Genomic DNA, 23,106 nt, shown 5'->3' with positions numbered 1-23,106 from the left:
TGTAACATTTCTACACAAATTCGTTAACAAATAGTAACATTAGAAAGGTATCATGGTAGTATAAGAAAAAAGGAGAACTTTTTTAAATGAAATTAAACATTAAATCTAAACTTGCAGGATTTGCAGTTGTACTTGCTTTCCTTGCACCATCACTAACTTTTGCACAAGAAACAAAAACTTACACAGTTAAACCTGGAGACACTCTTTCAGAAATTGCTGAAACTTACAACACAACAGTTGAAAAATTAGCTAAATTGAACAACATTAAAAATGTTGACCTTATCTTTATTGACCAAGTATTGGTTATTGATGGGGCAGCTCCAGTAGCCCAAACTACAACAACAGAAGCTCCTGTAGCAGAAGTTGAAGAAACTCCAGCAGTTGCTGAAACTGTTGTAGAAGAAACTACATATGAAGCTACTTACGAAGCTCCAGCTTCAGCACCTGCAGCAGCAGAAAGCTACTCAGCTCCAGCTGCAACTGTAAGCGGATCTGAAGCAGAAGCGAAAGAATGGATCGCTCAAAAAGAATCAGGCGGTAGCTACACAGCTACAAACGGACGTTACATCGGTCGTTACCAATTGACAGATTCTTACTTGAATGGTGACTACTCAGCTGAAAACCAAGAACGTGTAGCAGACGCTTATGTTGCAGGACGTTACGGTTCATGGACAGCTGCTAAGAACTTCTGGCTTAACAACGGTTGGTACTAAGAAGATATAGAAAAGGAAGTCTCAATGACTTTCTTTTTTGTTTGCAAAGATATCAACTTCTCGCTCTAGTTCTGTTAGTAAGTGTTCATCTTCTACTAGCTTAGCTAAGGAGAGTCCATTTTGTATCAACTGAGCATCATTAGTACAAATGCCTATACGAATATAGGAAAAAGCAAGTGTGTCATACTGTTTGCTTATTTTTGCTTCCCCCAAGAGAGTGTAGCAAAGCTGTTTGCAAAGCAACTTATCACCATTGTAAAGATAAAGAGTTGAGAGATTCAAAAGCAACATCATTTTTTGTCATTTTTATTATATCTAAGCATGTCTACTAGTCCAATAATTGGACTAGTGATTGGACATACTGAAATAAATCCAATAAATTCTATTATTATAGTTCTTAGTACGATATGGGCATTAATTTTGATATTATCAAGGGTGTATAGAAAATATTTTTATAGAGACGAAGATGACTAAAGTTTTTATCAATAATTGGCTCCATAATATCTATAGGGAATTTACTTACTACAAATATCATAGAGCCCTAAAAAAGAGCCGTTTAAGGCTCTTTTTGTGTGTTTACATTTGATGAGAGATCATTATAAACATTGGTGTTGAGGGCTTACAAGTTTATGGGATTTCGCCATCTAGATTATTAATTAGACGAACTGGTTGTAACGCTATTAGACTCTGATTGAGAACCTGAAGAATCAGCAGTTTGACCTCCTGTATTAGCGCTATTATCTCCTCCACTACTAGTACTACCAGATGAAGATTGCTCAGCTGCAGGTGCTTGGGAATTAGATATGCTTCCATTTGTTTCTGGATAGCTTTGAATATAGCTACTATCTTCTGAACGGCTGGCTTCTATTCCGGCATCTCTAGTAGTCGTTTCTGTTTGGGTAGTTTTTTCTTCTTCTTTTTTGGTCAAGACTTCAACTTGTTTTTGGAATTTAGAGATTAGTTCTTGAATTGGTTTTATCTTTTCTTCAAGAGCAACTTGGTCGCTGGCAGAATTAATGTTTTTAATGATGTCTATTATTTTTTGCAAGGAAGTGATGGCTGTCTCAAGTGTTTGTTTATCTTGAAACTGGCTATCAGAATCCTTTATATCTAATTTCAAAGCTTTTTCACTATAGTGATTTGTGACTTTATCGGCTGTAGCAGTAAGAAAGTTTGCTAGTGTCTTTTTGCCTTCATCAGTAGTTGGTTTCAATTCTTGGATTTTTTTCCAATCCTCTATAATGGTTTCAGAATCGATATCGAAGTTTTTAATAGCATTTTTTACTTGTTCAACATCTTGATGATTCTTTTGATGGTTGACGAGAGCAACACTCCCTCTCTCTGCTTGGATCTTTTCTTGATGGAGGACTAAGCCTGTCAAAAGTCCAATACCTGCAATAAGTGTAATAATAAAAATAGTATTTTTTGATTTTAGAATATCTTTGAAGTTGTTCACATTAGTCCTACGCACATGGATGATGGTGTATGTATGGAATCATGTGCGCATTCCTCCTTATTACAGTATATCATTTTTAGTTGATTTTAAAAAATAAGTTTATAAAGAGAATAGAGACTTAGGTATGAATTGATTTCTTTTGTATTCTTATCTTCATGTATTTATAGAAGAGGGTGATAAATTGTCAGCCTCTTTCTTGTCTTCTCTATCTAAGCATGTTATAATGAAAACTGCTCAAACGACCTTCAATCGTGATAGCAAACACGACCTTCAATCGTGAATAAACGAATAGATGGGAGAACTACCATGAGTGATAACTCTAAAACACGTGTTGTCGTGGGGATGAGTGGTGGTGTTGATTCGTCGGTGACGGCTCTCTTGCTCAAGGAACAGGGCTACGATGTGATCGGTATCTTCATGAAGAACTGGGACGACACAGATGAAAATGGCGTCTGTACGGCGACCGAAGATTACAAGGATGTGGCTGCAGTGGCAGACCAGCTTGGCATTCCTTACTACTCTGTCAATTTTGAAAAAGAGTACTGGGACCGTGTTTTTGAGTATTTCCTAGCGGAATACCGTGCAGGACGCACGCCAAATCCAGATGTTATGTGTAACAAGGAAATCAAGTTTAAGGCCTTTTTGGACTATGCTATGACCTTGGGTGCAGACTATGTGGCAACTGGGCACTATGCCCGAGTGGCGCGTGATGAGGATGGCATCGTTCACATGCTTCGTGGCGTGGACAATGGCAAAGACCAGACCTATTTCCTCAGCCAACTTTCACAAGAACAATTACAAAAGACTATGTTCCCATTGGGACATTTGGAAAAGCCTGAAGTTCGCAGACTAGCAGAAGAAGCAGGTCTTGCGACTGCTAAGAAGAAAGATTCAACAGGGATTTGCTTTATTGGAGAAAAGAACTTTAAAGAATTTCTCAGCAACTACTTACCAGCTCAGCCTGGTCGAATGATGACTGTGGATGGTCGCGATATGGGTGAGCATGCTGGTCTGATGTACTATACGATCGGTCAGCGTGGCGGACTCGGTATCGGCGGGCAACACGGCGGGGACAATGCACCTTGGTTCGTTGTTGGAAAAGACCTGAGCAAAAATATCCTCTATGTAGGTCAAGGATTCTACCATGACTCGCTTATGTCAACTAGCTTAGAAGCCAGTCAGGTCCACTTTACTCGTGATATGCCAGAGGAATTTACATTAGAATGTACGGCTAAATTCCGCTACCGTCAGCCTGACTCTAAAGTAACTGTTCATGTCAAAGGGGATAAGGCAGAGGTCATCTTTGCGGAGCCACAGCGCGCCATCACACCAGGACAGGCAGTTGTCTTTTACGACGGTGAAGAGTGTCTCGGTGGTGGTTTGATTGACAATGCCTACCGTGATGGCAAGGTTTGTCAGTACATTTAGATTGACAAATGTTCTCAATTTGCTACAATAATAAAAGCAATAGAAATGATGGTCAAAGCTCATGGATGTTGCAGGCTTTTTTGTCCTGCACTTCTTTGGAGTTTTGACTGTTTTTGTGTCGTTTAAGGGAAAGGAAAAAAATGACTCAACAAGACTTTCGGACAAAAGTGGGAAATACGGTTTTTGGCGTTCGGGCGACAGCTTTGATTCTTCAAAACCGCAAGCTCCTAGTCACCAAAGATAAGGACAAGTATTACACTATTGGCGGTGCGATCCAAGTGAACGAAAAAACGGAAGAAGCCGTAGTCCGCGAAGTGAGGGAAGAACTGGGTATCAGAGCTCAAGCTGGGCAGCTAGCTTTTGTGGTTGAAAATCGTTTTGAACAGGACGGTGTTTCCTATCACAACATCGAATTTCATTATCTGGTGGACTTGCTTGAGGATGCTCCATTGACCATGCAGGAAGATGAGAAAAGGCAACCTTGTGAGTGGATTGACTTGGACAAGCTTGAGGATTTTCACCTAGTTCCATCCTTTTTAAAAACAGCTCTACCAGCTTGGGACGGCCAACTAAGACACATTCATCTTGAAGAATAGGAGAGAAAATGACTTATAATTTTACGGAAGAATACGATATTATTGTAATCGGTGCGGGACATGCGGGGGTCGAAGCTTCCCTAGCTGCGAGCCGTATGGGTTGCAAGGTCTTGCTTGCGACCATCAACATTGAAATGTTGGCTTTCATGCCATGTAATCCGTCTATTGGTGGTTCTGCCAAGGGGATTGTCGTGCGTGAGGTAGATGCCCTTGGTGGCGAAATGGCTAAGACCATTGATAAGACTTACATCCAGATGAAGATGCTCAACACTGGGAAGGGACCAGCTGTCCGTGCCCTTCGTGCGCAGGCTGATAAGGAACTTTACTCTAAGGAAATGCGCAAGACGGTTGAAAATCAAGAGAATCTCACTCTTCGTCAAACTATGATTGATGAGATTTTGGTGGAAGATGGCAAGGTTGTCGGTGTTCGTACAGCTACCCATCAAGAGTATGCTGCCAAGGCTGTTATCGTGACCACAGGGACAGCCCTCCGTGGGGAAATCATCATCGGAGATCTTAAGTATTCATCAGGTCCAAACCACAGTCTGGCTTCGATTAACCTAGCTGATAATCTCAAGGAACTTGGACTTGAAATCGGTCGTTTCAAAACAGGAACGCCTCCACGTGTCAAGGCTTCCTCTATCAACTATGATGTGACAGAGATTCAGCCAGGAGATGAAACACCAAATCACTTCTCTTACACTTCACGTGATGAAGATTATGTTAAAGACCAAGTTCCATGCTGGTTAACCTACACCAATGGTACTAGCCATGAGATTATCCAGAATAACCTCCACCGCGCGCCTATGTTTACAGGTGTGGTTAAGGGAGTGGGACCTCGTTACTGTCCGTCGATTGAGGACAAGATTGTGCGTTTTGCAGACAAGGAACGTCACCAGCTTTTCCTTGAGCCAGAAGGACGAAACACAGAAGAAGTTTATGTCCAAGGACTTTCAACCAGTCTTCCTGAGGATGTCCAACGTGACTTGGTTCATTCTATCAAAGGTTTGGAAAATGCAGAGATGATGCGAACTGGTTATGCTATTGAGTATGACATGGTTTTGCCTCATCAGTTGCGTGCAACGCTTGAAACCAAGAAAATCTCAGGACTTTTCACTGCTGGTCAAACAAATGGTACATCTGGATATGAAGAAGCTGCTGGTCAGGGAATTATCGCGGGTATCAACGCAGCACTGAAAATCCAAGGCAAGCCTGAGTTAATTTTGAAGCGCAGTGACGGTTATATCGGGGTTATGATTGATGACTTGGTGACCAAGGGAACCATTGAACCTTACCGTCTCTTGACCAGTCGTGCAGAATACCGTCTCATTCTCCGTCATGACAATGCCGATATGCGTTTGACTGAGATGGGGCGCGAGATTGGGCTTGTTGACGATGAACGTTGGGCTCGTTTTGAAATCAAGAAAAATCAATTTGAAAATGAAATGAAGCGTTTAGACAGCATCAAACTCAAGCCAGTCAAGGAAACAAATGCTAAGGTTGAGGAGATGGGGTTCAAGCCATTGACAGATGCGGTGACAGCTAAGGAATTCCTTCGTCGCCCAGAAGTCTCTTACCAAGATGTGGTGACTTTCATCGGACCTGCTGCTGAAGAGTTAGATGATAAGATTATCGAATTGATTGAAACAGAAATCAAGTACGAAGGCTATATCTCAAAAGCCATGGATCAGGTTGCCAAGATGAAACGCATGGAAGAAAAACGGATTCCAGCGAATATTGACTGGGATGATATTGACTCTATCGCGACTGAAGCTCGTCAGAAGTTCAAGCTCATCAATCCAGAAACCATCGGCCAAGCCAGCCGTATTTCAGGTGTAAACCCAGCAGATATTTCCATTCTTATGGTGTATCTGGAAGGGAAAAATCGAAGCATTTCTAAAAACTTAGAAAAGAAAGTTGACTAAAAATAAAAAGCTGAATTCTCTTTGGGGATTCAGTTTTTTGATAGATTTTTCCTTATTTTTCGAATAGAGAGAATAGGGGGGAAGGGATGTTAACGATAGAAGAAAAAACTTTTTTAGACACTTATAAAAAGGCTTCCTACCATCGTTTTTATGAGATTGAACGCTTTGTTACCTTGTCTGAAAAGTTGAGCGAACGTCCGCCAAAGGCTGACAAGAACTAGACTTTTTGATATACTAGAACAAATTAAAATATAGGAGAGAGCGAATGAACGTATATGGCAGATTAGAAGACGAACCAACTCCAACTTGGATGGGAAGTCAGGATGCTCCAGTAGAAAATGAGGAGCAACTCGAGGTTGAAACTCGTCAGCCTGCCCGCTTACCATTTTTGAATATCCTCTTTTTGAGTACTCTAGTGGTTCTTGTGTCCGTAATTTTACCCTTCTTCTTAGGGTTAATAAGTCCGGAGCAGTCTCAGGATTTTTATATTGGATGGGCTATGCATCAGAGCGGAGATGTCTACACAGATTATTTTGGAACTAGTGGTCTCCTCTATTACTTTTTACAGTATTTAACCAAGGGCAGTATTTTATTTGCTGTTTTTAATTGGTTGGCCTTAGTAGGCGCGGGATTCTTTCTTTTCCGTTCGGCTTACAATCTGACGGAACAAAACAAGCAATCGCAACAAGTGTTGACGGTCTTTTATGTCCTGGCTAGTGCTCTTAGTTTTGGTGGGGGATATGCAACTATTCTAGCCCTCCCATTCTTGTTCTATGCCTTGAGTTTAGTAACAGCTTATTTGTCAGAACCGAGTCATGACAAAGGGTTTATCCGGATTGGAACTAGCTTGGCTCTAGCATTTTTCTTTGCACCCTTGGTCACAGCTTTGTACGCCTTTGTTTTGCTTTTTGCTCTAACAGCTTTTAATGTTGGTCGCAATAACTTGAATCATGGTCTCTATCAATTTTTTGCAGCGGGCCTTGGTTTTTCAATCTTCTTTTATCCAATTGGATACTACACAGCTTATAAAGGCAGTTTTGGAAATGCCATTAGTCAAATCCTTTATCCATTAGATAGTTTAAACTTTACGTCTAACTCGGGATTACTCGACAATATCCTCTTTTATGGATTGTTAGCAATTGCTCTTGGAGCATTGACGCTAGCATTTACAGGTCTCTTCCAATCTAAACCATTGAAACAGTCAGTCTTATCAATCTCTGCTTCAATAGCTGTCATTTTGGTATTGATTTTAGAGATTTTTTCTACAGATCTTATCCATGGTAGTCGTATGATTGAGTTCCTTCCTTTCTTATCGCTTCTTTTGCTGACACGAATTCCAACAGAGAAAGCGGAAGGAGCGAATCGCCGTAGACGATCTAGAGAAGAAACTTCGGTATGGGGAGCTTTTGTAAAAGGAAATGTCTATCTACCAATTTTAGCTCTTGCTTACCTATTCTTAGCACCTGTAGTATCACGATATTTACTTCATGCAGAACTATATCAAGAACGTACAGCCATCGAAACTAAGGTAAAAGGGGAAACTCAAGCTACAGATCGTATCTATGTTTGGGATAATCTGACAAGTAGTTATAAGGCTAGTGAACGTTTAGCTGCGAGTCAGTTGCTTTCGCCTAGATTGCATACAGGACTTGGTGAAAATCGTACCAAACTTGTTAATGATCTGAGAGATAATCAACCAAAGATGATTGTAGTGAATACAAAAACATCTCTTTGGACAGAAGTTGAGCAGCTTTTAGCTGAAAATTATCAAGTCGTTCCAAGTGAATTCAAAGATTTTAAACTCTATAAATTAAAATAAAAACTATCAATATCTTGTGTAATTTTAAAAAAATTTTATTTTTTGACACAAGATATTGATTTTTATTTTTTTAGTGATATAATACTTTTTAGAATCAATATTATATTTAAGAAAAGGGTATGGATATGATTGTATTGGAAGAGAAGGCTGTCCCTGATCCGACTTTATTTGTCGAAAAACGCGACGGCAGACGTGTAATTTTTGATGTAGACAAGATTGACAAAGCGCTTCATAAGGCTGCTGAAAAGGTTATGGATGTAACTCCTTTGGTTGAAAAACGACTTAGTACCCTAGTTGAACGTATCGTCGAAGAGATTCATAGCCGTTTCCCACAAGGCGTAAAAATCTATGAAATCCAAAACATCGTAGAGCACGAATTGTTGGAAGCTAAAGAATACGCCTTGGCCGAGGAGTACATCACCTATCGAACTCAAAGGGATTTTGAGCGCTCAAAAGCGACAGATATCAACTTTAGTATTCATAAACTTCTCAATAAAGATCAGGCGGTTGTCAATGAAAATGCCAATAAAGACAGTGATGTCTTTAACACTCAGCGTGATTTGACGGCAGGGATTGTTGGAAAATCAATCGGACTTCAAATGCTTCCTAAACATGTGGCTAATGCCCATCAAAAAGGGGATATCCACTATCATGATTTGGACTACAGTCCCTATACCCCGATGACCAACTGCTGTTTGATTGATTTCAAGGGCATGTTGGAAAATGGTTTTAAGATTGGGAATGCTGAGGTAGAGAGTCCCAAGTCTATCCAGACTGCGACAGCGCAGATTTCACAAATCATCGCAAACGTTGCTTCTAGCCAGTACGGGGGCTGTTCAGCTGACCGTATCGATGAAGTATTGGCTCCTTATGCAGAGAAAAATTACCAAAAGCACCTCAAGGATGCGGAAGAATGGGTTTTGCCTGACAAGCGCCAAGAATATGCCTGGAAGAAAACCCAAAAAGACATCTACGATGCCATGCAATCTCTAGAGTACGAGATTAATACCCTCTTTACATCAAATGGACAAACGCCATTTACCTCTCTTGGTTTCGGTCTAGGAACTAGTCGTTTTGAACGTGAAATTCAAAAGGCAATCCTGAACATTCGTATCAAGGGGCTTGGTTCAGAACACCGTACAGCCATCTTCCCTAAACTCATCTTTACTCTTAAAAGAGGTCTTAACTTAGAGGAAGGCTCACCTAACTACGACATCAAGCAGTTGGCTCTTGAGTGTGCAACTAAGCGCATGTACCCGGATGTCTTGTCTTATGATAAGATTGTCGAGTTGACTGGTTCTTTCAAAGTTCCGATGGGATGCCGTTCATTCCTTCAAGGATGGAAGGATGAAAATGGAGTAGAAGTCAATTCGGGCCGTATGAACCTAGGAGTTGTGACGGTCAATCTTCCTCGTATCGCTCTTGAGTCCGAAGGAGACATGAATAAGTTCTGGGAAATCTTCAACGAGCGCATGAACATCGCGGAAGATGCTTTGGTTTACCGTGTGGAAAGAACCAAGGAAGCCACTCCAGCTAATGCACCAATTCTTTATCAATATGGGGCCTTCGGACGTCGTCTTGGAAAAGAAGAAAGTGTTGATCAACTCTTTAAGAATCGTCGTGCAACTATTTCTCTGGGCTATATTGGCTTGTACGAAGTAGCGACAGTCTTCTTTGGTAATAATTGGGAAAATAATCCAGAAGCCAAAGAGTTCACCCTTGATATTATTCGCGATATGAAACGTAGAGTAGAAGAATGGTCTGACCAATATGGTTACCATTTCTCTATCTATTCAACGCCGTCTGAAAGTTTGACAGACCGTTTCTGTCGCTTGGATACGGAGAAATTCGGCTCTATTCCAGACATTACTGATAAAGAATACTACACAAATTCCTTCCATTATGATGTCCGCAAAAATCCAACACCTTTTGAAAAATTGGACTTTGAGAAAGTCTACCCAGAAGCGGGTGCATCTGGTGGCTTTATCCACTACTGCGAGTACCCAGTTCTCCAACAAAATCCAAAGGCTTTGGAAGCTGTTTGGGATTATGCTTATGACCGTGTAGGTTATCTCGGAACCAATACTCCGATCGACCGTTGCTACAAGTGTGATTTTGAAGGAGATTTTGAACCTACTGAGAGAGGATTTGCTTGTCCTAACTGTGGAAATAAGGATCCTAAAACAGTAGATGTGGTTAAACGGACCTGTGGCTATCTTGGGAACCCACAAGCGCGTCCGATGGTTATTGGACGTCATAAGGAAATTGCTGCGCGTGTCAAACACATGAACGGTTCTACTATTAAAACGGCAGGACATGAAGTAAGAAATTAGAAAGAGATAGAATGGGAAAATATCAATTAGATGATAAAGGCAAGGCCTTGGTTCAACGATTCCACGAAAAACATTCAAAGGGTGGAGTCAATAAAAAAGACCGAGTAGCTAGCCTTAGAGAACAATTTTTAAACAAGAACAAGAAAAAGTGAGAGTTGCCTCTCGCTTTTCTTATAGCGGGGAGGGGAATATGGAACTACGCAGACCAAGATTGGCAGATAAAGAAACGGTTTTAGAGATGATGGCAGAGTTTGAACAGACTCAATCAGCCCACGATGGCGGATTTTGGGATGCTGAGAATTTTGTTTATGAAGAGTGGTTAGAAAGTAATCAGGATCAGGAAATGGGGATTAATCTGCCTGAAGGGTGGGTGCCTGCTATTCAATTAGTCGCTTTTGCAAAAGATGGACAAGCCGTAGGGTTCCTCAATCTGAGATTGCGTCTTAGTGACTATTTGCTGGAGGTAGGTGGTCATATTGGCTATTCCATTCGTCCATCTGAAAGAGGTAAGGGTTATGCGAAAGAATCCCTCCAACAAGGTCTACAAGTTGCTAAGGGAAAGAATATCAAACGAGCTTTAGTGACTTGTAGCACAGAAAACCCAGAAAGTCGAGCTGTTATCTTAGCTAATGGTGGGGAGTTGAAGGATGTTCGAAACGGAACGGAGCGCTATTGGATAGACTTGGAGTAGACAGCATGACATGGAATACACCAAAACCAGGCGAGTGGAAAAGTGAAGAACTCAGTCAGGGGCGCATCATTGACTATAAGGCTTTTAACTTTGTCGATGGAGAAGGGGTGCGCAACTCCCTTTACGTAGCAGGTTGTATGTTTCACTGTGAGGGCTGTTACAACGTAGCGACCTGGTCCTTTAATGCAGGCATACCTTATACCCCAGAGTTGGAAGAGCAAATCATAGCAGACCTAGCCCACCCCTATGTTCAAGGCTTGACTTTATTAGGAGGAGAACCCTTCCTCAATACGGGTATTCTCTTGCCTCTCGTAAAACGCATTCGGAAGGAATTACCAGATAAAGACATCTGGTCCTGGACAGGTTATACTTGGGAAGAAATGATGTTGGAGACTCCAGACAAACTGGAACTCTTGTCACTGATTGATATCTTGGTTGATGGACGGTATGATAAAAGCAAGCGTAATCTCATGCTTCAATTCCGTGGCTCTTCCAATCAACGAATTATCGATGTACAAAAATCACTTAAAGAAGGCAAAGTCATCATCTGGGATAAATTGAATGACGGGAAAGAAAGTTACGAGCAAGTGAAGAGAGAATAAAAAAACAATTGCAGAAACTGTATCTATAATAAACTGTATCTATAATATAGAAGAAAAAATAAAAATTCGTTCTTCATTTTTGCTTTTTTGCTTTTTTGAGATAAGGAGCGATAAGAAAACAGTTTCATTCGAAAAATTAAAAAAATCCTGTCAAATCCCTTGCAATCGCAGGGGCTTTGTGTTATTCTATTATGGTGCTGTAAATTACAGCCTTAGCTTTGATGCAAGAGGTTGCGACACGCTCGGTTGCATTGCCACGCAACGCGCGTCGGTTTTCTTGTGGAGCTAGCCTATTATCTTAAATAGACGAAAAGGAGAAAAAGATGGCAAACAAAAAAATCCGTATCCGTTTGAAAGCTTACGAACACCGTACGCTTGACACAGCGGCTGCTAAAATCGTAGAATCAGCTACTCGTACAGGTGCAGAAGTTGCAGGTCCAATCCCACTTCCAACTGAACGTAGCCTCTACACAATTATTCGTGCGACTCACAAATATAAAGACTCTCGCGAACAATTCGAAATGCGTACACACAAACGTTTGATCGATATCATCAACCCAACTCAAAAAACAGTTGACGCTTTGATGAAATTGGATCTTCCAAGTGGTGTAAACGTAGAAATCAAACTTTAATTTAAAGCTTGATACCTTGAGCATAAAAAACGCTCGTTAAAAACTTTTTGAATAAAAAATATAGAAAAGGAACTATTTTCTCATGACAAAAGGAATCTTAGGGAAAAAAGTGGGAATGACTCAAATCTTCACTGAAGCTGGCGAATTGATCCCTGTAACAGTTATCGAAGCAACTCCAAACGTTGTTCTTCAAGTTAAAACTGTTGAAACAGATGGTTACAACGCTATCCAAGTTGGTTTCGATGACAAACGCGAAGTATTGAGCAACAAACCTGCTAAAGGACATGTAGCAAAAGCTAACACGGCTCCTAAGCGCTTCATTCGTGAATTCAAAAACGTTGAAGGCTTGGAAGTTGGTGCTGAAATCACAGTTGAAACTTTCGCAGCTGGAGACATTGTTGATGTAACTGGTACATCTAAAGGTAAAGGTTTCCAAGGTGTTATCAAACGCCACGGACAATCACGTGGACCTATGGCTCACGGTTCTCGTTACCACCGTCGTCCAGGTTCTATGGGACCTGTTGCACCTAACCGCGTATTCAAAGGTAAAAACCTTGCAGGACGTATGGGTGGCGACCGTGTAACAATTCAAAACCTTGAAGTTGTACAAGTTGTTCCAGAAAAGAACGTTATCCTTATCAAAGGTAACGTACCAGGTGCTAAGAAATCTCTTATCACTATCAAGTCAGCAGTTAAAGCTGGTAAATAATAAGGAAAGGGGAATACAGTCAAAATGGCAAATGTAACATTATTCGACCAAACTGGTAAACAAGCGGGCGAAGTTGTTCTTAACGATGCAATCTTTGGTATCGAACCAAACCAATCTGTTGTGTTTGATGTGATCATCAGCCAACGTGCTAGCCTTCGTCAAGGAACTCACGCAGTTAAAAACCGCTCAGCTGTTTCAGGTGGCGGACGCAAACCATGGCGTCAAAAAGGAACTGGACGTGCTCGTCAAGGTTCTATCCGCTCTCCACAATGGCGTGGTGGTGGAATCGTCTTCGGACCAACTCCACGTAGCTATGCGTACAAACTTCCTCAAAAAGTTCGTCGCCTTGCGCTTAAATCTGTTTACTCAGAAAAAGTTGCTGAAAACAAATTTGTAGCCGTTGATTCTCTTGAATTTACAGCTCCAAAAACTGCTGAATTTGCAAAAGTTCTTGCAGCTTTGAGCATCGATTCTAAAGTCCTTGTTATTCTTGAAGAAGGAAACGAATTCGCAGCTCTCTCAGCTCGTAACCTTCCAAATGTGAAAGTTGCGACTGCTACAACTGCAAGTGTTCTTGACATCGCAAATAGTGACAAACTTCTTGTTACTCAAGCAGCTATCTCTAAAATCGAGGAGGTTCTTGCATAATGAATTTGTATGATGTTATCAAAAAACCTGTTATCACTGAAAGCTCAATGGCTCAACTTGAAGCAGGCAAATATGTATTTGAAGTTGACACTCGTGCACACAAACTTTTGATCAAGCAAGCCGTTGAAGCTGCTTTCGAAGGTGTTAAAGTTGCAAATGTTAACACAATCAACGTAAAACCTAAAGCTAAACGTGTTGGACGTTACACTGGTTTTACTAACAAAACTAAAAAAGCTATCATCACTCTTACAGCTGATTCAAAAGCAATCGAGTTGTTTGCAGCTGAAGCTGAATAATCTAAGGAGGAAATATCGTGGGAATTCGTGTTTATAAACCAACAACAAACGGTCGCCGTAATATGACTTCTTTGGATTTCGCTGAAATCACAACAAGCACTCCTGAAAAATCATTGCTTGTTGCATTGAAGAGCAAGGCTGGTCGTAACAACAACGGTCGTATCACAGTTCGTCACCAAGGTGGTGGACACAAACGTTTCTACCGTTTGGTTGACTTCAAACGTAACAAAGACAATGTTGAAGCAGTTGTTAAAACTATCGAGTACGATCCAAACCGTTCTGCAAACATCGCTCTTGTACACTACACTGACGGAGTGAAAGCATACATCATCGCTCCAAAAGGTCTTGAAGTAGGTCAACGTATCGTTTCAGGTCCAGAAGCAGATATCAAAGTCGGAAACGCTCTTCCACTTGCTAACATCCCAGTTGGTACTTTGATCCACAACATCGAATTGAAACCAGGTCGTGGTGGAGAATTGGTACGTGCTGCTGGAGCTTCTGCTCAAGTATTGGGTCAAGAAGGTAAATACGTTCTTGTTCGTCTTCAATCTGGTGAAGTTCGTATGATCCTTGGAACTTGTCGTGCTACAGTTGGTGTTGTCGGAAACGAACAACATGGACTTGTAAACCTTGGTAAAGCAGGACGTAGCCGTTGGAAAGGTATCCGCCCAACAGTTCGTGGTTCTGTAATGAACCCTAACGATCACCCACACGGTGGTGGTGAAGGTAAAGCACCAGTTGGTCGTAAAGCACCATCAACTCCATGGGGCAAACCTGCTCTTGGTCTTAAAACTCGTAACAAGAAAGCGAAATCTGACAAACTTATCGTTCGTCGTCGCAACGAGAAATAATTTAAAATTAGTCGCTTAAGCGCTAGATAATCCGCCAGCTCGGTAGCGCTCGTTGAGAGCGCAAGCCGCTGTGGTACTATATTTAAAGGAGAAAATATAAAAATGGGACGCAGTCTTAAAAAAGGACCTTTCGTCGATGAGCATTTGATGAAAAAAGTTGAAGCTCAAGCTAACGACGAAAAGAAAAAAGTTATCAAAACTTGGTCACGTCGTTCAACGATCTTCCCAAGTTTCATTGGTTACACTATCGCAGTTTATGATGGACGTAAACACGTACCTGTTTACATCCAAGAAGACATGGTAGGTCACAAGCTTGGTGAATTTGCACCAACTCGTACTTACAAAGGTCACGCCGCAGACGACAAGAAGACACGTAGAAAATAAGGAGAACATAAATGGCAGAAATTACTTCAGCTAAAGCAATGGCTCGCACAGTACGTGTTTCACCTCGTAAATCACGTCTTGTTCTTGACAACATCCGTGGTAAAAGCGTAGCCGATGCAATCGCAATTTTGACATTCACTCCAAACAAAGCTGCTGAAATCATCTTGAAAGTTTTGAACTCAGCTGTAGCTAACGCTGAAAACAACTTTGGTTTGGATAAAGCTAACTTGGTAGTATCTGAAGCATTCGCAAACGAAGGACCAACTATGAAACGTTTCCGTCCACGTGCGAAAGGTTCAGCTTCACCAATCAACAAACGTACAGCTCACATCACTGTAGCTGTTGCAGAAAAATAAGGAGGTAAAATCGTGGGTCAAAAAGTACATCCAATTGGTATGCGTGTCGGCATCATCCGTGATTGGGATGCCAAATGGTATGCTGAAAAAGAATACGCGGATTACCTTCATGAAGATCTTGCAATCCGTAAATTCGTTCAAAAAGAACTTGCTGACGCAGCAGTTTCAACTATTGAAATCGAACGCGCAGTAAACAAAGTTAACGTTTCACTTCACACTGCTAAACCAGGTATGGTTATCGGTAAAGGTGGTGCTAACGTTGATGCACTCCGTGCAAAACTTAACAAATTGACTGGAAAACAAGTACACATCAACATCATCGAAATCAAACAACCTGATTTGGATGCTCACCTTGTTGGTGAAGGAATTGCTCGTCAATTGGAGCAACGTGTTGCTTTCCGTCGTGCACAAAAACAAGCAATCCAACGTGCTATGCGTGCTGGAGCTAAAGGAATTAAAACTCAAGTATCAGGTCGTTTGAACGGTGCAGATATTGCCCGTGCTGAAGGATACTCTGAAGGAACAGTTCCGCTTCACACACTTCGTGCAGATATCGATTACTCTTGGGAAGAAGCAGATACTACATACGGTAAACTTGGTGTTAAAGTATGGATCTACCGTGGTGAAGTTCTTCCAGCTCGTAAAAACACTAAAGGAGGTAAATAACCAATGTTAGTACCTAAACGTGTTAAACACCGTCGTGAATTCCGTGGTAAAATGCGCGGTGAAGCTAAAGGTGGGAAAGAAGTAGCATTCGGTGAATACGGTCTTCAAGCTACAACTAGCCACTGGATCACTAACCGCCAAATCGAAGCTGCTCGTATCGCCATGACTCGTTACATGAAACGTGGTGGTAAAGTTTGGATTAAAATCTTCCCACACAAATCTTACACAGCTAAAGCTATCGGGGTTCGTATGGGATCTGGTAAAGGGGCACCTGAAGGTTGGGTAGCACCAGTTAAACGTGGTAAAGTAATGTTTGAAGTTGCTGGTGTATCTGAAGAGATCGCTCGCGAAGCGCTTCGTCTTGCAAGCCACAAATTGCCAGTTAAATGTAAATTCGTAAAACGTGAAGCAGAATAAGGAGAAGGCATGAAACTTAATGAAGTAAAAGAATTTGTTAAAGAACTTCGTGGTCTTTCTCAAGAAGAACTCGCGAAGCGCGAAAACGAATTGAAAAAAGAATTGTTCGAACTTCGTTTCCAAGCTGCTACTGGTCAATTAGAACAAACAGCTCGCTTGAAAGAAGTTAAAAAACAAATCGCTCGTATCAAAACAGTTCAATCTGAAGCGAAATAATAGACTAGGGAAGGAGAAATTTCAATGGAACGCAATAATCGTAAAGTTCTTGTTGGACGTGTTGTATCTGACAAAATGGACAAGACAATCACAGTTGTAGTTGAAACAAAACGTAACCACCCAGTCTATGGTAAACGTATTAACTACTCTAAAAAATACAAAGCACATGATGAAAACAATGTTGCCAAAGAAGGCGATATCGTACGTATCATGGAAACTCGCCCGCTTTCAGCTACAAAACGTTTCCGTCTTGTAGAAGTTGTTGAAGAAGCGGTAATCATCTAATCAAACCTGAAAGGAGAAAACTGAAATGATTCAAACAGAAACTCGTTTGAAAGTCGCAGACAACAGCGGTGCTCGCGAAATCTTGACTATCAAAGTTCTTGGTGGTTCAGGACGTAAATTTGCAAACATCGGTGATGTTATTGTGGCATCTGTAAAACAAGCTACTCCTGGTGGTGCGGTTAAAAAAGGTGACGTTGTTAAAGCAGTTATCGTTCGTACTAAATCAGGTGCTCGTCGTGCTGATGGTTCATACATCAAATTTGACGAAAACGCAGCAGTTATCATCCGTGACGACAAAACTCCTCGCGGAACACGTATCTTTGGCCCAGTTGCACGTGAATTGCGTGAAGGTGGCTTCATGAAGATCGTGTCACTTGCTCCAGAAGTACTTTAATCAATAAAAACAAACACAGTCCCCTGGCCTAGCCAGGGTGCCCATTGGGCGTAAGAATAAAAGGAGAAAAAAATGTTTGTAAAAAAAGGCGACAAAGTTCGCGTAATCGCTGGTAAAGATAAGGGAACAGAAGCTGTTGTCCTTACTGCCCTTCCAAAAGTAAACAAAGTTATCGTTGAAGGTGTTAACATCGTTAAGAAACACCAACGTCCAACTAACGAACTTCCTCAAGGTGGTATCATCGAGAAGGAAGCAGCTATCCACGTATCAAACGTTCAAGTTTTGGACAAAAATGGTGTAGCTGGTCGTGTTGGTTACAAATTTGTAGACGGTAAAAAAGTTCGCTACAACAAAAAATCAGGCGAAGTGCTTGATTAATCACGAAGGAAAGGAGAAGTATAATGGCAAATCGTTTAAAAGAAAAATATCTTAATGAAGTAGTTCCTGCTTTGACAGAACAATTTAACTACTCATCAGTGATGGCTGTTCCTAAAGTGGATAAGATCGTTTTGAACATGGGTGTTGGTGAAGCAGTATCAAACGCTAAAAGCCTTGAAAAAGCTGCTGAAGAATTGGCGCTTATCTCGGGTCAAAAACCACTTATCACTAAAGCTAAAAAATCTATCGCCGGCTTCCGTCTTCGTGAAGGTGTTGCGATCGGTGCAAAAGTTACCCTTCGTGGTGAACGTATGTACGAATTCTTGGATAAATTGGTTTCAGTATCACTTCCACGTGTACGTGACTTCCACGGTGTTCCAACAAAATCATTTGACGGACGCGGGAACTACACACTTGGTGTGAAAGAGCAATTGATTTTCCCAGAAATCAACTTTGATGACGTTGACAAAACTCGTGGTCTTGACATCGTTATCGTAACTACTGCTAACACTGACGAAGAGTCACGTGCATTGCTTACAGGCCTTGGAATGCCTTTTGCAAAATAATATAGGAGGTATAACTAATGGCTAAAAAATCTATGATTGCTAAGAACAAACGCCCAGCGAAGTTCTCTACTCAAGCATACACTCGCTGTGAACGTTGTGGACGTCCACACTCAGTTTACCGCAAGTTTAAACTTTGCCGTGTTTGCTTCCGTGAATTGGCATATAAAGGTCAAATCCCTGGTGTAACAAAAGCATCTTGGTAATTTAAGATATCAAGGGCGTCAAAACTCCAAGTGAAAATAGGAAACTTGGCGAAGAAACTTTAGTTTCTAGAAAAGTTTATCTTTTTCACACAGAGTTTAGCCCGGGTTCAGTTGGGCTAGCCAATTTGAACACGAGCTACAGCCTTGGCAAAAAAGATCAATTTACTTTGGAGCATGGCTCCTGCATTAAATTGTCTATTTTTGCTTGTGCTGTTACGCTCTCTGTATCATGTATTAACTAGCAAGTGCAACTTGCAAACTACTAGTAAGAGGAGAAAAATAAAATGGTTATGACTGACCCAATCGCAGACTTCCTAACTCGTGTTCGTAACGCTAACCAAGCAAAACACGAAGTACTTGAAGTACCTGCATCAAACATCAAAAAAGGGATTGCTGAAATCCTTAAACGCGAAGGTTTTGTTAAGAACGTAGAAATCATTGAAGATGACAAACAAGGCATCATCCGTGTATTCCTTAAATACGGAGCAAACGGTGAACGAGTTATCACTAACTTGAAACGCGTTTCTAAACCAGGACTTCGTGTCTACAAAAAACGTGAAGATCTTCCAAAAGTACTTAACGGTCTTGGAATTGCTATCCTTTCAACTTCAGAAGGTTTGCTTACTGATAAAGAAGCTCGCCAAAAGAATGTTGGTGGTGAGGTTATCGCTTACGTTTGGTAATATTTAGCTCCCAATTTCTTTGTGACTCTTCGTTATCGTCTCTAGCCTAACCAAAAGTTATGCCTGCGAGACGATGCCTAGATTCACTTTGAAATTGAAATCTAAATATTCCTTTAAATCGAGAAATCGATTTAACCCCGTGAAAACTGGCCTTTATGGCCTGACAATTTAACAGGAGAATAAAAACATGTCACGTATTGGTAATAAAGTTATCGTGTTGCCTGCTGGTGTTGAACTCACTAACAATGACAACGTTGTAACTGTAAAAGGACCTAAAGGAGAACTTACTCGTGAGTTCTCAAAAGATATTGAAATCCGTGTGGAAGGTACTGAAGTAACTCTTCACCGTCCAAACGATTCAAAAGAAATGAAAACTATCCACGGAACTACTCGTGCCCTCTTGAACAACATGGTTATTGGTGTTTCAGAAGGATTCAAGAAAGAACTTGAAATGCGTGGGGTTGGTTACCGTGCTCAACTTCAAGGAAACAAACTTGTTTTGGCTGTTGGTAAATCACATCCAGATGAAGTTGAAGCTCCAGAAGGAATTACTTTTGAACTTCCAAACCCAACGACTATCGTTATCAGCGGAATTTCAAAAGAAAAAGTTGGTCAAACAGCTGCTTACGTACGTAGCCTTCGTTCACCAGAACCATACAAAGGTAAAGGTATCCGTTACGTTGGCGAATATGTTCGTCTTAAAGAAGGTAAAACTGGTAAATAATGTTGAGTGGTTGATTTTCAACCACCAACCTCATTACCAACTTTGTGCATAGCACACGATTTAAAATTAAAGAGGTGAAAACTGTGATTTCTAAACCAGATAAAAACAAACTCCGCCAAAAACGCCACCGTCGCGTTCGCGGAAAACTCTCTGGAACTGCTGATCGCCCACGTTTGAACGTATTCCGTTCTAATACAGGCATCTACGCTCAAGTGATTGATGACGTAGCGGGTGTAACGCTCGCAAGTGCTTCAACTCTTGACAAAGAAGTTTCAAAAGGAACTAAAACTGAACAAGCCGTTGCTGTCGGTAAACTCGTTGCAGAACGTGCAAGTGCTAAAGGTATTTCAGAAGTGGTGTTCGACCGCGGTGGATATCTATATCACGGACGTGTGAAAGCTTTGGCTGATGCAGCTCGTGAAAACGGATTGAAATTCTAATAGGAGGACACTAGAAAATGGCATTTAAAGACAATGCAGTAGAACTTGAAGAACGCGTAGTTGCTGTTAACCGTGTTACAAAAGTTGTTAAAGGTGGACGTCGTCTTCGTTTCGCAGCTCTTGTAGTTGTTGGTGACCGCAACGGTCGTGTAGGATTTGGTACTGGTAAAGCTCAAGAAGTTCCAGAAGCAATCCGCAAAGCAGTAGAAGATGCTAAGAAAAACTTGATCGAAGTTCCTATGGTTGGAACAACAATCCCACATGAAGTTCTTTCAGAATTCGGTGGAGCTAAAGTATTGTTGAAACCAGCTGTAGAAGGTTCTGGAGTTGCCGCAGGTGGTGCAGTTCGTGCCGTTGTGGAATTGGCAGGTGTGGCAGATATTACATCTAAATCACTTGGCTCTAACACTCCAATCAACATTGTTCGTGCAACTGTTGAAGGTTTGAAACAATTGAAACGCGCTGAAGAAGTTGCTGCCCTTCGTGGTATTTCAGTTTCTGATTTGGCATAAGAAAGGGGATAAAATGGCTCAAATTAAAATTACTTTGACTAAGTCTCCAATCGGACGCATTCCATCACAACGTAAAACTGTTGTAGCACTTGGACTTGGCAAATTGAACAGCTCTGTTATTAAAGAAGATAACGCTGCTATCCGTGGTATGATCACTGCAGTATCTCACTTGGTAACAGTTGAAGAAGTAAACTAATAAAATTTTAGGGGATGTGCATAAGACCATCCCCTAAAACTAGATATAGTCATCTTAGATGACTCAGTATAGGCGAGTTGATAGGAGAGACAACCTTTTCTCTCTTATCGGCGCTAGCATTTTACAAAAGAGGAGAAAATATATAATGAAACTTCATGAATTGAAACCTGCAGAAGGTTCTCGTAAAACTCGTAACCGTGTTGGTCGTGGTACTTCATCAGGTAACGGTAAAACATCTGGTCGTGGTCAAAAAGGTCAAAAAGCTCGTAGCGGTGGCGGAGTACGCCTTGGTTTTGAAGGTGGACAAACTCCATTGTTCCGTCGTCTTCCAAAACGTGGATTCACTAACATCAACGCTAAAGAATACGCAATTGTTAACCTTGACCAATTGAACATCTTTGAAGATGGTGCAGAAGTAACTCCAGTTGTTCTTATCGAAGCAGGGATTGTGAAAGCTGAAAAATCAGGTATCAAGATTCTTGGTAACGGTGAGTTGACTAAGAAGTTGACTGTTAAAGCTGCTAAATTCTCTAAATCAGCTGAAGAAGCTATCACTGCTAAAGGTGGTTCAGTTGAAGTCATCTAAGTGAGGTGACCTATGTTTTTTAAATTATTGAGAGAAGCACTCAAAGTTAAGCAGGTTCGATCAAAGATTTTATTCACAATTTTTATCGTATTTGTTTTTCGTATCGGTACTAGTATTACTGTACCGTGGGTAAATGCAAATAGCTTGAATGCTTTGAGTGGACTATCCTTCTTGAATATGTTGAGCTTGGTGTCAGGGAATGCCATGAAAAACTTTTCAGTTTTTGCTCTTGGAGTTAGCCCTTACATTACAGCATCAATCGTCGTCCAACTCTTGCAAATGGATTTATTACCAAAGTTTGTGGAGTGGGGCAAACAAGGGGAAGTTGGTCGTAGAAAGTTAAACCAAGCGACTCGATACATTGCACTAGTGCTTGCATTTGTTCAATCAGTCGGTATTACTGCTGGTTTTAACGCTCTGTCTGGAGCTAAACTTTTGACTGTACCACTTACACCACAAGTTTTCCTTGTGATTGGAGGAATCTTAACAGCAGGTAGCATGATTGTAACCTGGCTGGGAGAGCAAATCACAGATAAGGGATATGGTAATGGTGTTTCAATGATTATCTTTGCAGGGATTGTTGCTTCAATTCCTGATATGGTTAAGGGCATCTACGTGGACTACTTTGTCAATGTACCAAGTAGTCGATTGACATCGTCTCTCATTTTCGTTGCCATCTTAATCATTGCTGTTTTGTTAATTGTATACTTTACAACTTACGTTGAACAAGCTAAATACAAGATTCCAATTCAGTATACAAAGGTAGCTCAAGGTGCGCCGTCAAGCTCCTATCTTCCATTGAAGATTAACCCTGCTGGGGTTATCCCAGTTATCTTTGCTAGCTCTATTACAGCAGCGCCGGCAGCAATTTTACAATTCGTAAGTGCGTCTGGCCTTAATTGGGAATGGGTAAAAACAGCTCAAGAGTTGGTATCTACTTCAACCCCAACAGGTGTTGCTTTGTATGCTCTGTTGATTATTCTCTTTACATTCTTCTATACATTTGTACAGATCAATCCAGAGAAAGCAGCAGAAAATTTACAAAAGAGTGGAGCTTATATCCATGGTGTTCGTCCTGGTAAAGGGACAGAAGAATATATGTCAAAACTTCTTCGTCGTCTCGCAACAGTCGGATCAATCTTCCTAGGTGTGATTTCTATCCTACCTATTGTAGCTAAAGATTTATTTGGTCTTTCAGAAGTTGTCGCTTTTGGGGGAACAAGTTTGCTAATCATTATCTCTACAGGTATCGAAGGAATTAAACAATTGGAAGGTTATCTATTGAAACGTAAGTATGTTGGTTTCTTAGATACAACAGAATAATTGTAATAGAAAATAAAATTCACTATTGCTCAGAGAGTGGAGTGTAAAAATCAAAGACATTGTCAGATTTTTATCTCC

35 protein-coding genes are annotated in these 23,106 nt (G+C 41.0%); 33 read left to right on the top strand and 2 right to left on the bottom strand.

The genetic code is table 11. The annotated features are described in order from the left end of the window. Window positions 1-86 precede the first annotated feature (86 nt). Window positions 87-713, top strand: coding sequence for a LysM peptidoglycan-binding domain-containing protein (locus M1F91_RS06415; protein WP_247913041.1), 627 nt, complete (start codon window positions 87-89; stop codon window positions 711-713). Window positions 714-734: 21 nt separating this feature from the next. On the opposite strand, the gene M1F91_RS06410 is transcribed toward M1F91_RS06415, so the two are convergent. Continuing rightward, window positions 735-926 (bottom strand): DNA-binding protein, encoded by a 192-nt coding sequence (locus tag M1F91_RS06410; RefSeq protein ID WP_247913040.1) that lies wholly within the window; start codon window positions 924-926, stop codon window positions 735-737. 63 nt (window positions 927-989) lie between these two features. On the opposite strand from M1F91_RS06410, the gene M1F91_RS09145 reads away from it, so the two are divergent. Continuing rightward, window positions 990-1,187, top strand: a complete 198-nt coding sequence (locus tag M1F91_RS09145) for a hypothetical protein (RefSeq protein ID WP_247913102.1) — start codon at window positions 990-992, stop codon at window positions 1,185-1,187. A gap of 178 nt (window positions 1,188-1,365) precedes the next feature. On the opposite strand, the gene M1F91_RS06400 is transcribed toward M1F91_RS09145, so the two are convergent. Next, entirely contained in the window at window positions 1,366-2,169 is an 804-nt protein-coding gene (locus M1F91_RS06400) for a hypothetical protein (RefSeq protein ID WP_247913039.1), read from the bottom strand. Between the two features lie 306 nt (window positions 2,170-2,475). On the opposite strand from M1F91_RS06400, the gene mnmA reads away from it, so the two are divergent. From mnmA to secY, 31 genes are all read left to right on the top strand, one after another. Beyond that, the gene (mnmA, locus tag M1F91_RS06395) at window positions 2,476-3,597 is read left to right on the top strand and encodes a tRNA 2-thiouridine(34) synthase MnmA (protein ID WP_070677838.1); all 1,122 of its coding nucleotides are present in this window, start codon (window positions 2,476-2,478) and stop codon (window positions 3,595-3,597) included. 140 nt (window positions 3,598-3,737) lie between these two features. Beyond that, window positions 3,738-4,193: an NUDIX hydrolase gene (locus M1F91_RS06390; RefSeq protein WP_247913038.1), complete on the top strand. Its 456-nt coding sequence runs from the start codon at window positions 3,738-3,740 to the stop codon at window positions 4,191-4,193. A gap of 8 nt (window positions 4,194-4,201) precedes the next feature. Beyond that, the gene (mnmG, locus tag M1F91_RS06385) at window positions 4,202-6,118 is read left to right on the top strand and encodes a tRNA uridine-5-carboxymethylaminomethyl(34) synthesis enzyme MnmG (protein WP_247913037.1); all 1,917 of its coding nucleotides are present in this window, start codon (window positions 4,202-4,204) and stop codon (window positions 6,116-6,118) included. An 86-nt stretch (window positions 6,119-6,204) separates the two neighbouring features. Then, entirely contained in the window at window positions 6,205-6,339 is a 135-nt protein-coding gene (locus tag M1F91_RS09120; RefSeq protein WP_282185027.1) for a hypothetical protein, read from the top strand. A gap of 44 nt (window positions 6,340-6,383) precedes the next feature. Next, the gene (locus M1F91_RS06380; protein ID WP_247913036.1) at window positions 6,384-7,937 is read left to right on the top strand and encodes a damage-inducible protein CinA; all 1,554 of its coding nucleotides are present in this window, start codon (window positions 6,384-6,386) and stop codon (window positions 7,935-7,937) included. A gap of 125 nt (window positions 7,938-8,062) precedes the next feature. Further along, complete coding sequence (gene nrdD / locus M1F91_RS06375; protein ID WP_247913101.1) at window positions 8,063-10,270, top strand: anaerobic ribonucleoside-triphosphate reductase; 2,208 nt, start codon at window positions 8,063-8,065, stop codon at window positions 10,268-10,270. A gap of 11 nt (window positions 10,271-10,281) precedes the next feature. Continuing rightward, a complete protein-coding gene (locus M1F91_RS06370) occupies window positions 10,282-10,422 on the top strand; it encodes a hypothetical protein (RefSeq protein WP_000521611.1) in 141 nt (46 codons plus the stop codon). A 38-nt stretch (window positions 10,423-10,460) separates the two neighbouring features. Further along, the gene (locus M1F91_RS06365; RefSeq protein ID WP_247913035.1) at window positions 10,461-10,961 is read left to right on the top strand and encodes a GNAT family N-acetyltransferase; all 501 of its coding nucleotides are present in this window, start codon (window positions 10,461-10,463) and stop codon (window positions 10,959-10,961) included. Between the two features lie 5 nt (window positions 10,962-10,966). Beyond that, window positions 10,967-11,563: an anaerobic ribonucleoside-triphosphate reductase activating protein gene (nrdG, locus tag M1F91_RS06360; RefSeq protein ID WP_247913034.1), complete on the top strand. Its 597-nt coding sequence runs from the start codon at window positions 10,967-10,969 to the stop codon at window positions 11,561-11,563. A 323-nt stretch (window positions 11,564-11,886) separates the two neighbouring features. Next, on the top strand, window positions 11,887-12,195 hold the full coding sequence (gene rpsJ / locus M1F91_RS06355) for a 30S ribosomal protein S10 (RefSeq protein ID WP_001284511.1): 309 nt from the start codon (window positions 11,887-11,889) through the stop codon (window positions 12,193-12,195). A gap of 82 nt (window positions 12,196-12,277) precedes the next feature. Next, window positions 12,278-12,904: a 50S ribosomal protein L3 gene (gene rplC / locus M1F91_RS06350; protein ID WP_004251088.1), complete on the top strand. Its 627-nt coding sequence runs from the start codon at window positions 12,278-12,280 to the stop codon at window positions 12,902-12,904. A gap of 24 nt (window positions 12,905-12,928) precedes the next feature. After that, complete coding sequence (gene rplD / locus M1F91_RS06345; protein ID WP_000024549.1) at window positions 12,929-13,552, top strand: 50S ribosomal protein L4; 624 nt, start codon at window positions 12,929-12,931, stop codon at window positions 13,550-13,552. After that, window positions 13,552-13,848, top strand: coding sequence for a 50S ribosomal protein L23 (locus M1F91_RS06340; RefSeq protein WP_001055347.1), 297 nt, complete (start codon window positions 13,552-13,554; stop codon window positions 13,846-13,848). The genes rplD and M1F91_RS06340 overlap by 1 nt, the downstream gene beginning before the upstream one ends. Window positions 13,849-13,865: 17 nt before the next feature. Continuing rightward, window positions 13,866-14,699 carry a 50S ribosomal protein L2 gene (rplB, locus tag M1F91_RS06335; RefSeq protein ID WP_000512910.1) on the top strand — a complete coding sequence of 278 codons (834 nt, stop codon included), beginning with the start codon at window positions 13,866-13,868 and terminating at the stop codon, window positions 14,697-14,699. Between the two features lie 102 nt (window positions 14,700-14,801). Next, entirely contained in the window at window positions 14,802-15,083 is a 282-nt protein-coding gene (rpsS, locus tag M1F91_RS06330) for a 30S ribosomal protein S19 (RefSeq protein WP_000533766.1), read from the top strand. An 11-nt stretch (window positions 15,084-15,094) separates the two neighbouring features. Continuing rightward, window positions 15,095-15,439, top strand: coding sequence for a 50S ribosomal protein L22 (gene rplV, locus M1F91_RS06325; protein WP_000818137.1), 345 nt, complete (start codon window positions 15,095-15,097; stop codon window positions 15,437-15,439). Between the two features lie 12 nt (window positions 15,440-15,451). Continuing rightward, the gene (gene rpsC / locus M1F91_RS06320) at window positions 15,452-16,105 is read left to right on the top strand and encodes a 30S ribosomal protein S3 (protein WP_247913033.1); all 654 of its coding nucleotides are present in this window, start codon (window positions 15,452-15,454) and stop codon (window positions 16,103-16,105) included. A 3-nt stretch (window positions 16,106-16,108) separates the two neighbouring features. After that, window positions 16,109-16,522 (top strand): 50S ribosomal protein L16, encoded by a 414-nt coding sequence (gene rplP, locus M1F91_RS06315; protein WP_000960948.1) that lies wholly within the window; start codon window positions 16,109-16,111, stop codon window positions 16,520-16,522. 9 nt (window positions 16,523-16,531) lie between these two features. Next, a complete protein-coding gene (gene rpmC / locus M1F91_RS06310) occupies window positions 16,532-16,738 on the top strand; it encodes a 50S ribosomal protein L29 (RefSeq protein ID WP_000772918.1) in 207 nt (68 codons plus the stop codon). A 24-nt stretch (window positions 16,739-16,762) separates the two neighbouring features. Then, window positions 16,763-17,023: a 30S ribosomal protein S17 gene (gene rpsQ, locus M1F91_RS06305; protein ID WP_000440801.1), complete on the top strand. Its 261-nt coding sequence runs from the start codon at window positions 16,763-16,765 to the stop codon at window positions 17,021-17,023. A 25-nt stretch (window positions 17,024-17,048) separates the two neighbouring features. Continuing rightward, entirely contained in the window at window positions 17,049-17,417 is a 369-nt protein-coding gene (rplN, locus tag M1F91_RS06300; protein WP_002928796.1) for a 50S ribosomal protein L14, read from the top strand. Window positions 17,418-17,489: 72 nt separating this feature from the next. After that, entirely contained in the window at window positions 17,490-17,795 is a 306-nt protein-coding gene (rplX, locus tag M1F91_RS06295) for a 50S ribosomal protein L24 (protein WP_000497691.1), read from the top strand. A 23-nt stretch (window positions 17,796-17,818) separates the two neighbouring features. Beyond that, window positions 17,819-18,361, top strand: a complete 543-nt coding sequence (gene rplE, locus M1F91_RS06290) for a 50S ribosomal protein L5 (protein ID WP_000013542.1) — start codon at window positions 17,819-17,821, stop codon at window positions 18,359-18,361. Between the two features lie 17 nt (window positions 18,362-18,378). Then, window positions 18,379-18,564, top strand: a complete 186-nt coding sequence (locus M1F91_RS06285) for a type Z 30S ribosomal protein S14 (RefSeq protein ID WP_001085699.1) — start codon at window positions 18,379-18,381, stop codon at window positions 18,562-18,564. Between the two features lie 284 nt (window positions 18,565-18,848). After that, complete coding sequence (rpsH, locus tag M1F91_RS06280; RefSeq protein WP_247913032.1) at window positions 18,849-19,247, top strand: 30S ribosomal protein S8; 399 nt, start codon at window positions 18,849-18,851, stop codon at window positions 19,245-19,247. Window positions 19,248-19,434: 187 nt separating this feature from the next. Further along, window positions 19,435-19,971, top strand: a complete 537-nt coding sequence (rplF, locus tag M1F91_RS06275) for a 50S ribosomal protein L6 (RefSeq protein WP_016466460.1) — start codon at window positions 19,435-19,437, stop codon at window positions 19,969-19,971. Window positions 19,972-20,054: 83 nt separating this feature from the next. Further along, complete coding sequence (gene rplR, locus M1F91_RS06270) at window positions 20,055-20,411, top strand: 50S ribosomal protein L18 (RefSeq protein ID WP_004251098.1); 357 nt, start codon at window positions 20,055-20,057, stop codon at window positions 20,409-20,411. 17 nt (window positions 20,412-20,428) lie between these two features. Next, window positions 20,429-20,923 carry a 30S ribosomal protein S5 gene (gene rpsE / locus M1F91_RS06265; protein ID WP_004251100.1) on the top strand — a complete coding sequence of 165 codons (495 nt, stop codon included), beginning with the start codon at window positions 20,429-20,431 and terminating at the stop codon, window positions 20,921-20,923. 13 nt (window positions 20,924-20,936) lie between these two features. Further along, window positions 20,937-21,119 (top strand): 50S ribosomal protein L30, encoded by a 183-nt coding sequence (gene rpmD / locus M1F91_RS06260; protein ID WP_000057241.1) that lies wholly within the window; start codon window positions 20,937-20,939, stop codon window positions 21,117-21,119. A 145-nt stretch (window positions 21,120-21,264) separates the two neighbouring features. Next, complete coding sequence (gene rplO / locus M1F91_RS06255) at window positions 21,265-21,705, top strand: 50S ribosomal protein L15 (protein WP_195183501.1); 441 nt, start codon at window positions 21,265-21,267, stop codon at window positions 21,703-21,705. 12 nt (window positions 21,706-21,717) lie between these two features. Next, window positions 21,718-23,028: a preprotein translocase subunit SecY gene (gene secY, locus M1F91_RS06250; RefSeq protein WP_004251112.1), complete on the top strand. Its 1,311-nt coding sequence runs from the start codon at window positions 21,718-21,720 to the stop codon at window positions 23,026-23,028. The last annotated feature ends 78 nt before the right edge of the window (window positions 23,029-23,106 follow it).

The organism is Streptococcus sp. oral taxon 431, from assembly GCF_023110115.1.
Lineage (GTDB): Bacteria > Bacillota > Bacilli > Lactobacillales > Streptococcaceae > Streptococcus.
Note: the sequence above shows the minus strand (reverse complement) of the source record. Positions and strands in the feature narration are given on the sequence as shown.

Bases quoted from the DNA above. Each gene is read 5' to 3' on its own strand.
- M1F91_RS06415 (WP_247913041.1), top strand. From the start codon at position 87: ATGAAATTAAACATTAAATCTAAACTTGCAGGATTTGCAGTTGTACTT.
- mnmA (WP_070677838.1), top strand. From the start codon at position 2,476: ATGAGTGATAACTCTAAAACACGTGTTGTCGTGGGGATGAGTGGTGGT.
- M1F91_RS06390 (WP_247913038.1), top strand. From the start codon at position 3,738: ATGACTCAACAAGACTTTCGGACAAAAGTGGGAAATACGGTTTTTGGC.
- mnmG (WP_247913037.1), top strand. From the start codon at position 4,202: ATGACTTATAATTTTACGGAAGAATACGATATTATTGTAATCGGTGCG.
- M1F91_RS09120 (WP_282185027.1), top strand. From the start codon at position 6,205: ATGTTAACGATAGAAGAAAAAACTTTTTTAGACACTTATAAAAAGGCT.
- M1F91_RS06380 (WP_247913036.1), top strand. From the start codon at position 6,384: ATGAACGTATATGGCAGATTAGAAGACGAACCAACTCCAACTTGGATG.
- nrdD (WP_247913101.1), top strand. From the start codon at position 8,063: ATGATTGTATTGGAAGAGAAGGCTGTCCCTGATCCGACTTTATTTGTC.
- M1F91_RS06370 (WP_000521611.1), top strand. From the start codon at position 10,282: ATGGGAAAATATCAATTAGATGATAAAGGCAAGGCCTTGGTTCAACGA.
- M1F91_RS06365 (WP_247913035.1), top strand. From the start codon at position 10,461: ATGGAACTACGCAGACCAAGATTGGCAGATAAAGAAACGGTTTTAGAG.
- nrdG (WP_247913034.1), top strand. From the start codon at position 10,967: ATGACATGGAATACACCAAAACCAGGCGAGTGGAAAAGTGAAGAACTC.
- rpsJ (WP_001284511.1), top strand. From the start codon at position 11,887: ATGGCAAACAAAAAAATCCGTATCCGTTTGAAAGCTTACGAACACCGT.
- rplC (WP_004251088.1), top strand. From the start codon at position 12,278: ATGACAAAAGGAATCTTAGGGAAAAAAGTGGGAATGACTCAAATCTTC.
- rplD (WP_000024549.1), top strand. From the start codon at position 12,929: ATGGCAAATGTAACATTATTCGACCAAACTGGTAAACAAGCGGGCGAA.
- M1F91_RS06340 (WP_001055347.1), top strand. From the start codon at position 13,552: ATGAATTTGTATGATGTTATCAAAAAACCTGTTATCACTGAAAGCTCA.
- rpsS (WP_000533766.1), top strand. From the start codon at position 14,802: ATGGGACGCAGTCTTAAAAAAGGACCTTTCGTCGATGAGCATTTGATG.
- rplV (WP_000818137.1), top strand. From the start codon at position 15,095: ATGGCAGAAATTACTTCAGCTAAAGCAATGGCTCGCACAGTACGTGTT.
- rplP (WP_000960948.1), top strand. From the start codon at position 16,109: ATGTTAGTACCTAAACGTGTTAAACACCGTCGTGAATTCCGTGGTAAA.
- rpmC (WP_000772918.1), top strand. From the start codon at position 16,532: ATGAAACTTAATGAAGTAAAAGAATTTGTTAAAGAACTTCGTGGTCTT.
- rpsQ (WP_000440801.1), top strand. From the start codon at position 16,763: ATGGAACGCAATAATCGTAAAGTTCTTGTTGGACGTGTTGTATCTGAC.
- rplN (WP_002928796.1), top strand. From the start codon at position 17,049: ATGATTCAAACAGAAACTCGTTTGAAAGTCGCAGACAACAGCGGTGCT.
- rplX (WP_000497691.1), top strand. From the start codon at position 17,490: ATGTTTGTAAAAAAAGGCGACAAAGTTCGCGTAATCGCTGGTAAAGAT.
- rplE (WP_000013542.1), top strand. From the start codon at position 17,819: ATGGCAAATCGTTTAAAAGAAAAATATCTTAATGAAGTAGTTCCTGCT.
- M1F91_RS06285 (WP_001085699.1), top strand. From the start codon at position 18,379: ATGGCTAAAAAATCTATGATTGCTAAGAACAAACGCCCAGCGAAGTTC.
- rpsH (WP_247913032.1), top strand. From the start codon at position 18,849: ATGGTTATGACTGACCCAATCGCAGACTTCCTAACTCGTGTTCGTAAC.
- rplF (WP_016466460.1), top strand. From the start codon at position 19,435: ATGTCACGTATTGGTAATAAAGTTATCGTGTTGCCTGCTGGTGTTGAA.
- rpsE (WP_004251100.1), top strand. From the start codon at position 20,429: ATGGCATTTAAAGACAATGCAGTAGAACTTGAAGAACGCGTAGTTGCT.
- rpmD (WP_000057241.1), top strand. From the start codon at position 20,937: ATGGCTCAAATTAAAATTACTTTGACTAAGTCTCCAATCGGACGCATT.
- rplO (WP_195183501.1), top strand. From the start codon at position 21,265: ATGAAACTTCATGAATTGAAACCTGCAGAAGGTTCTCGTAAAACTCGT.
- secY (WP_004251112.1), top strand. From the start codon at position 21,718: ATGTTTTTTAAATTATTGAGAGAAGCACTCAAAGTTAAGCAGGTTCGA.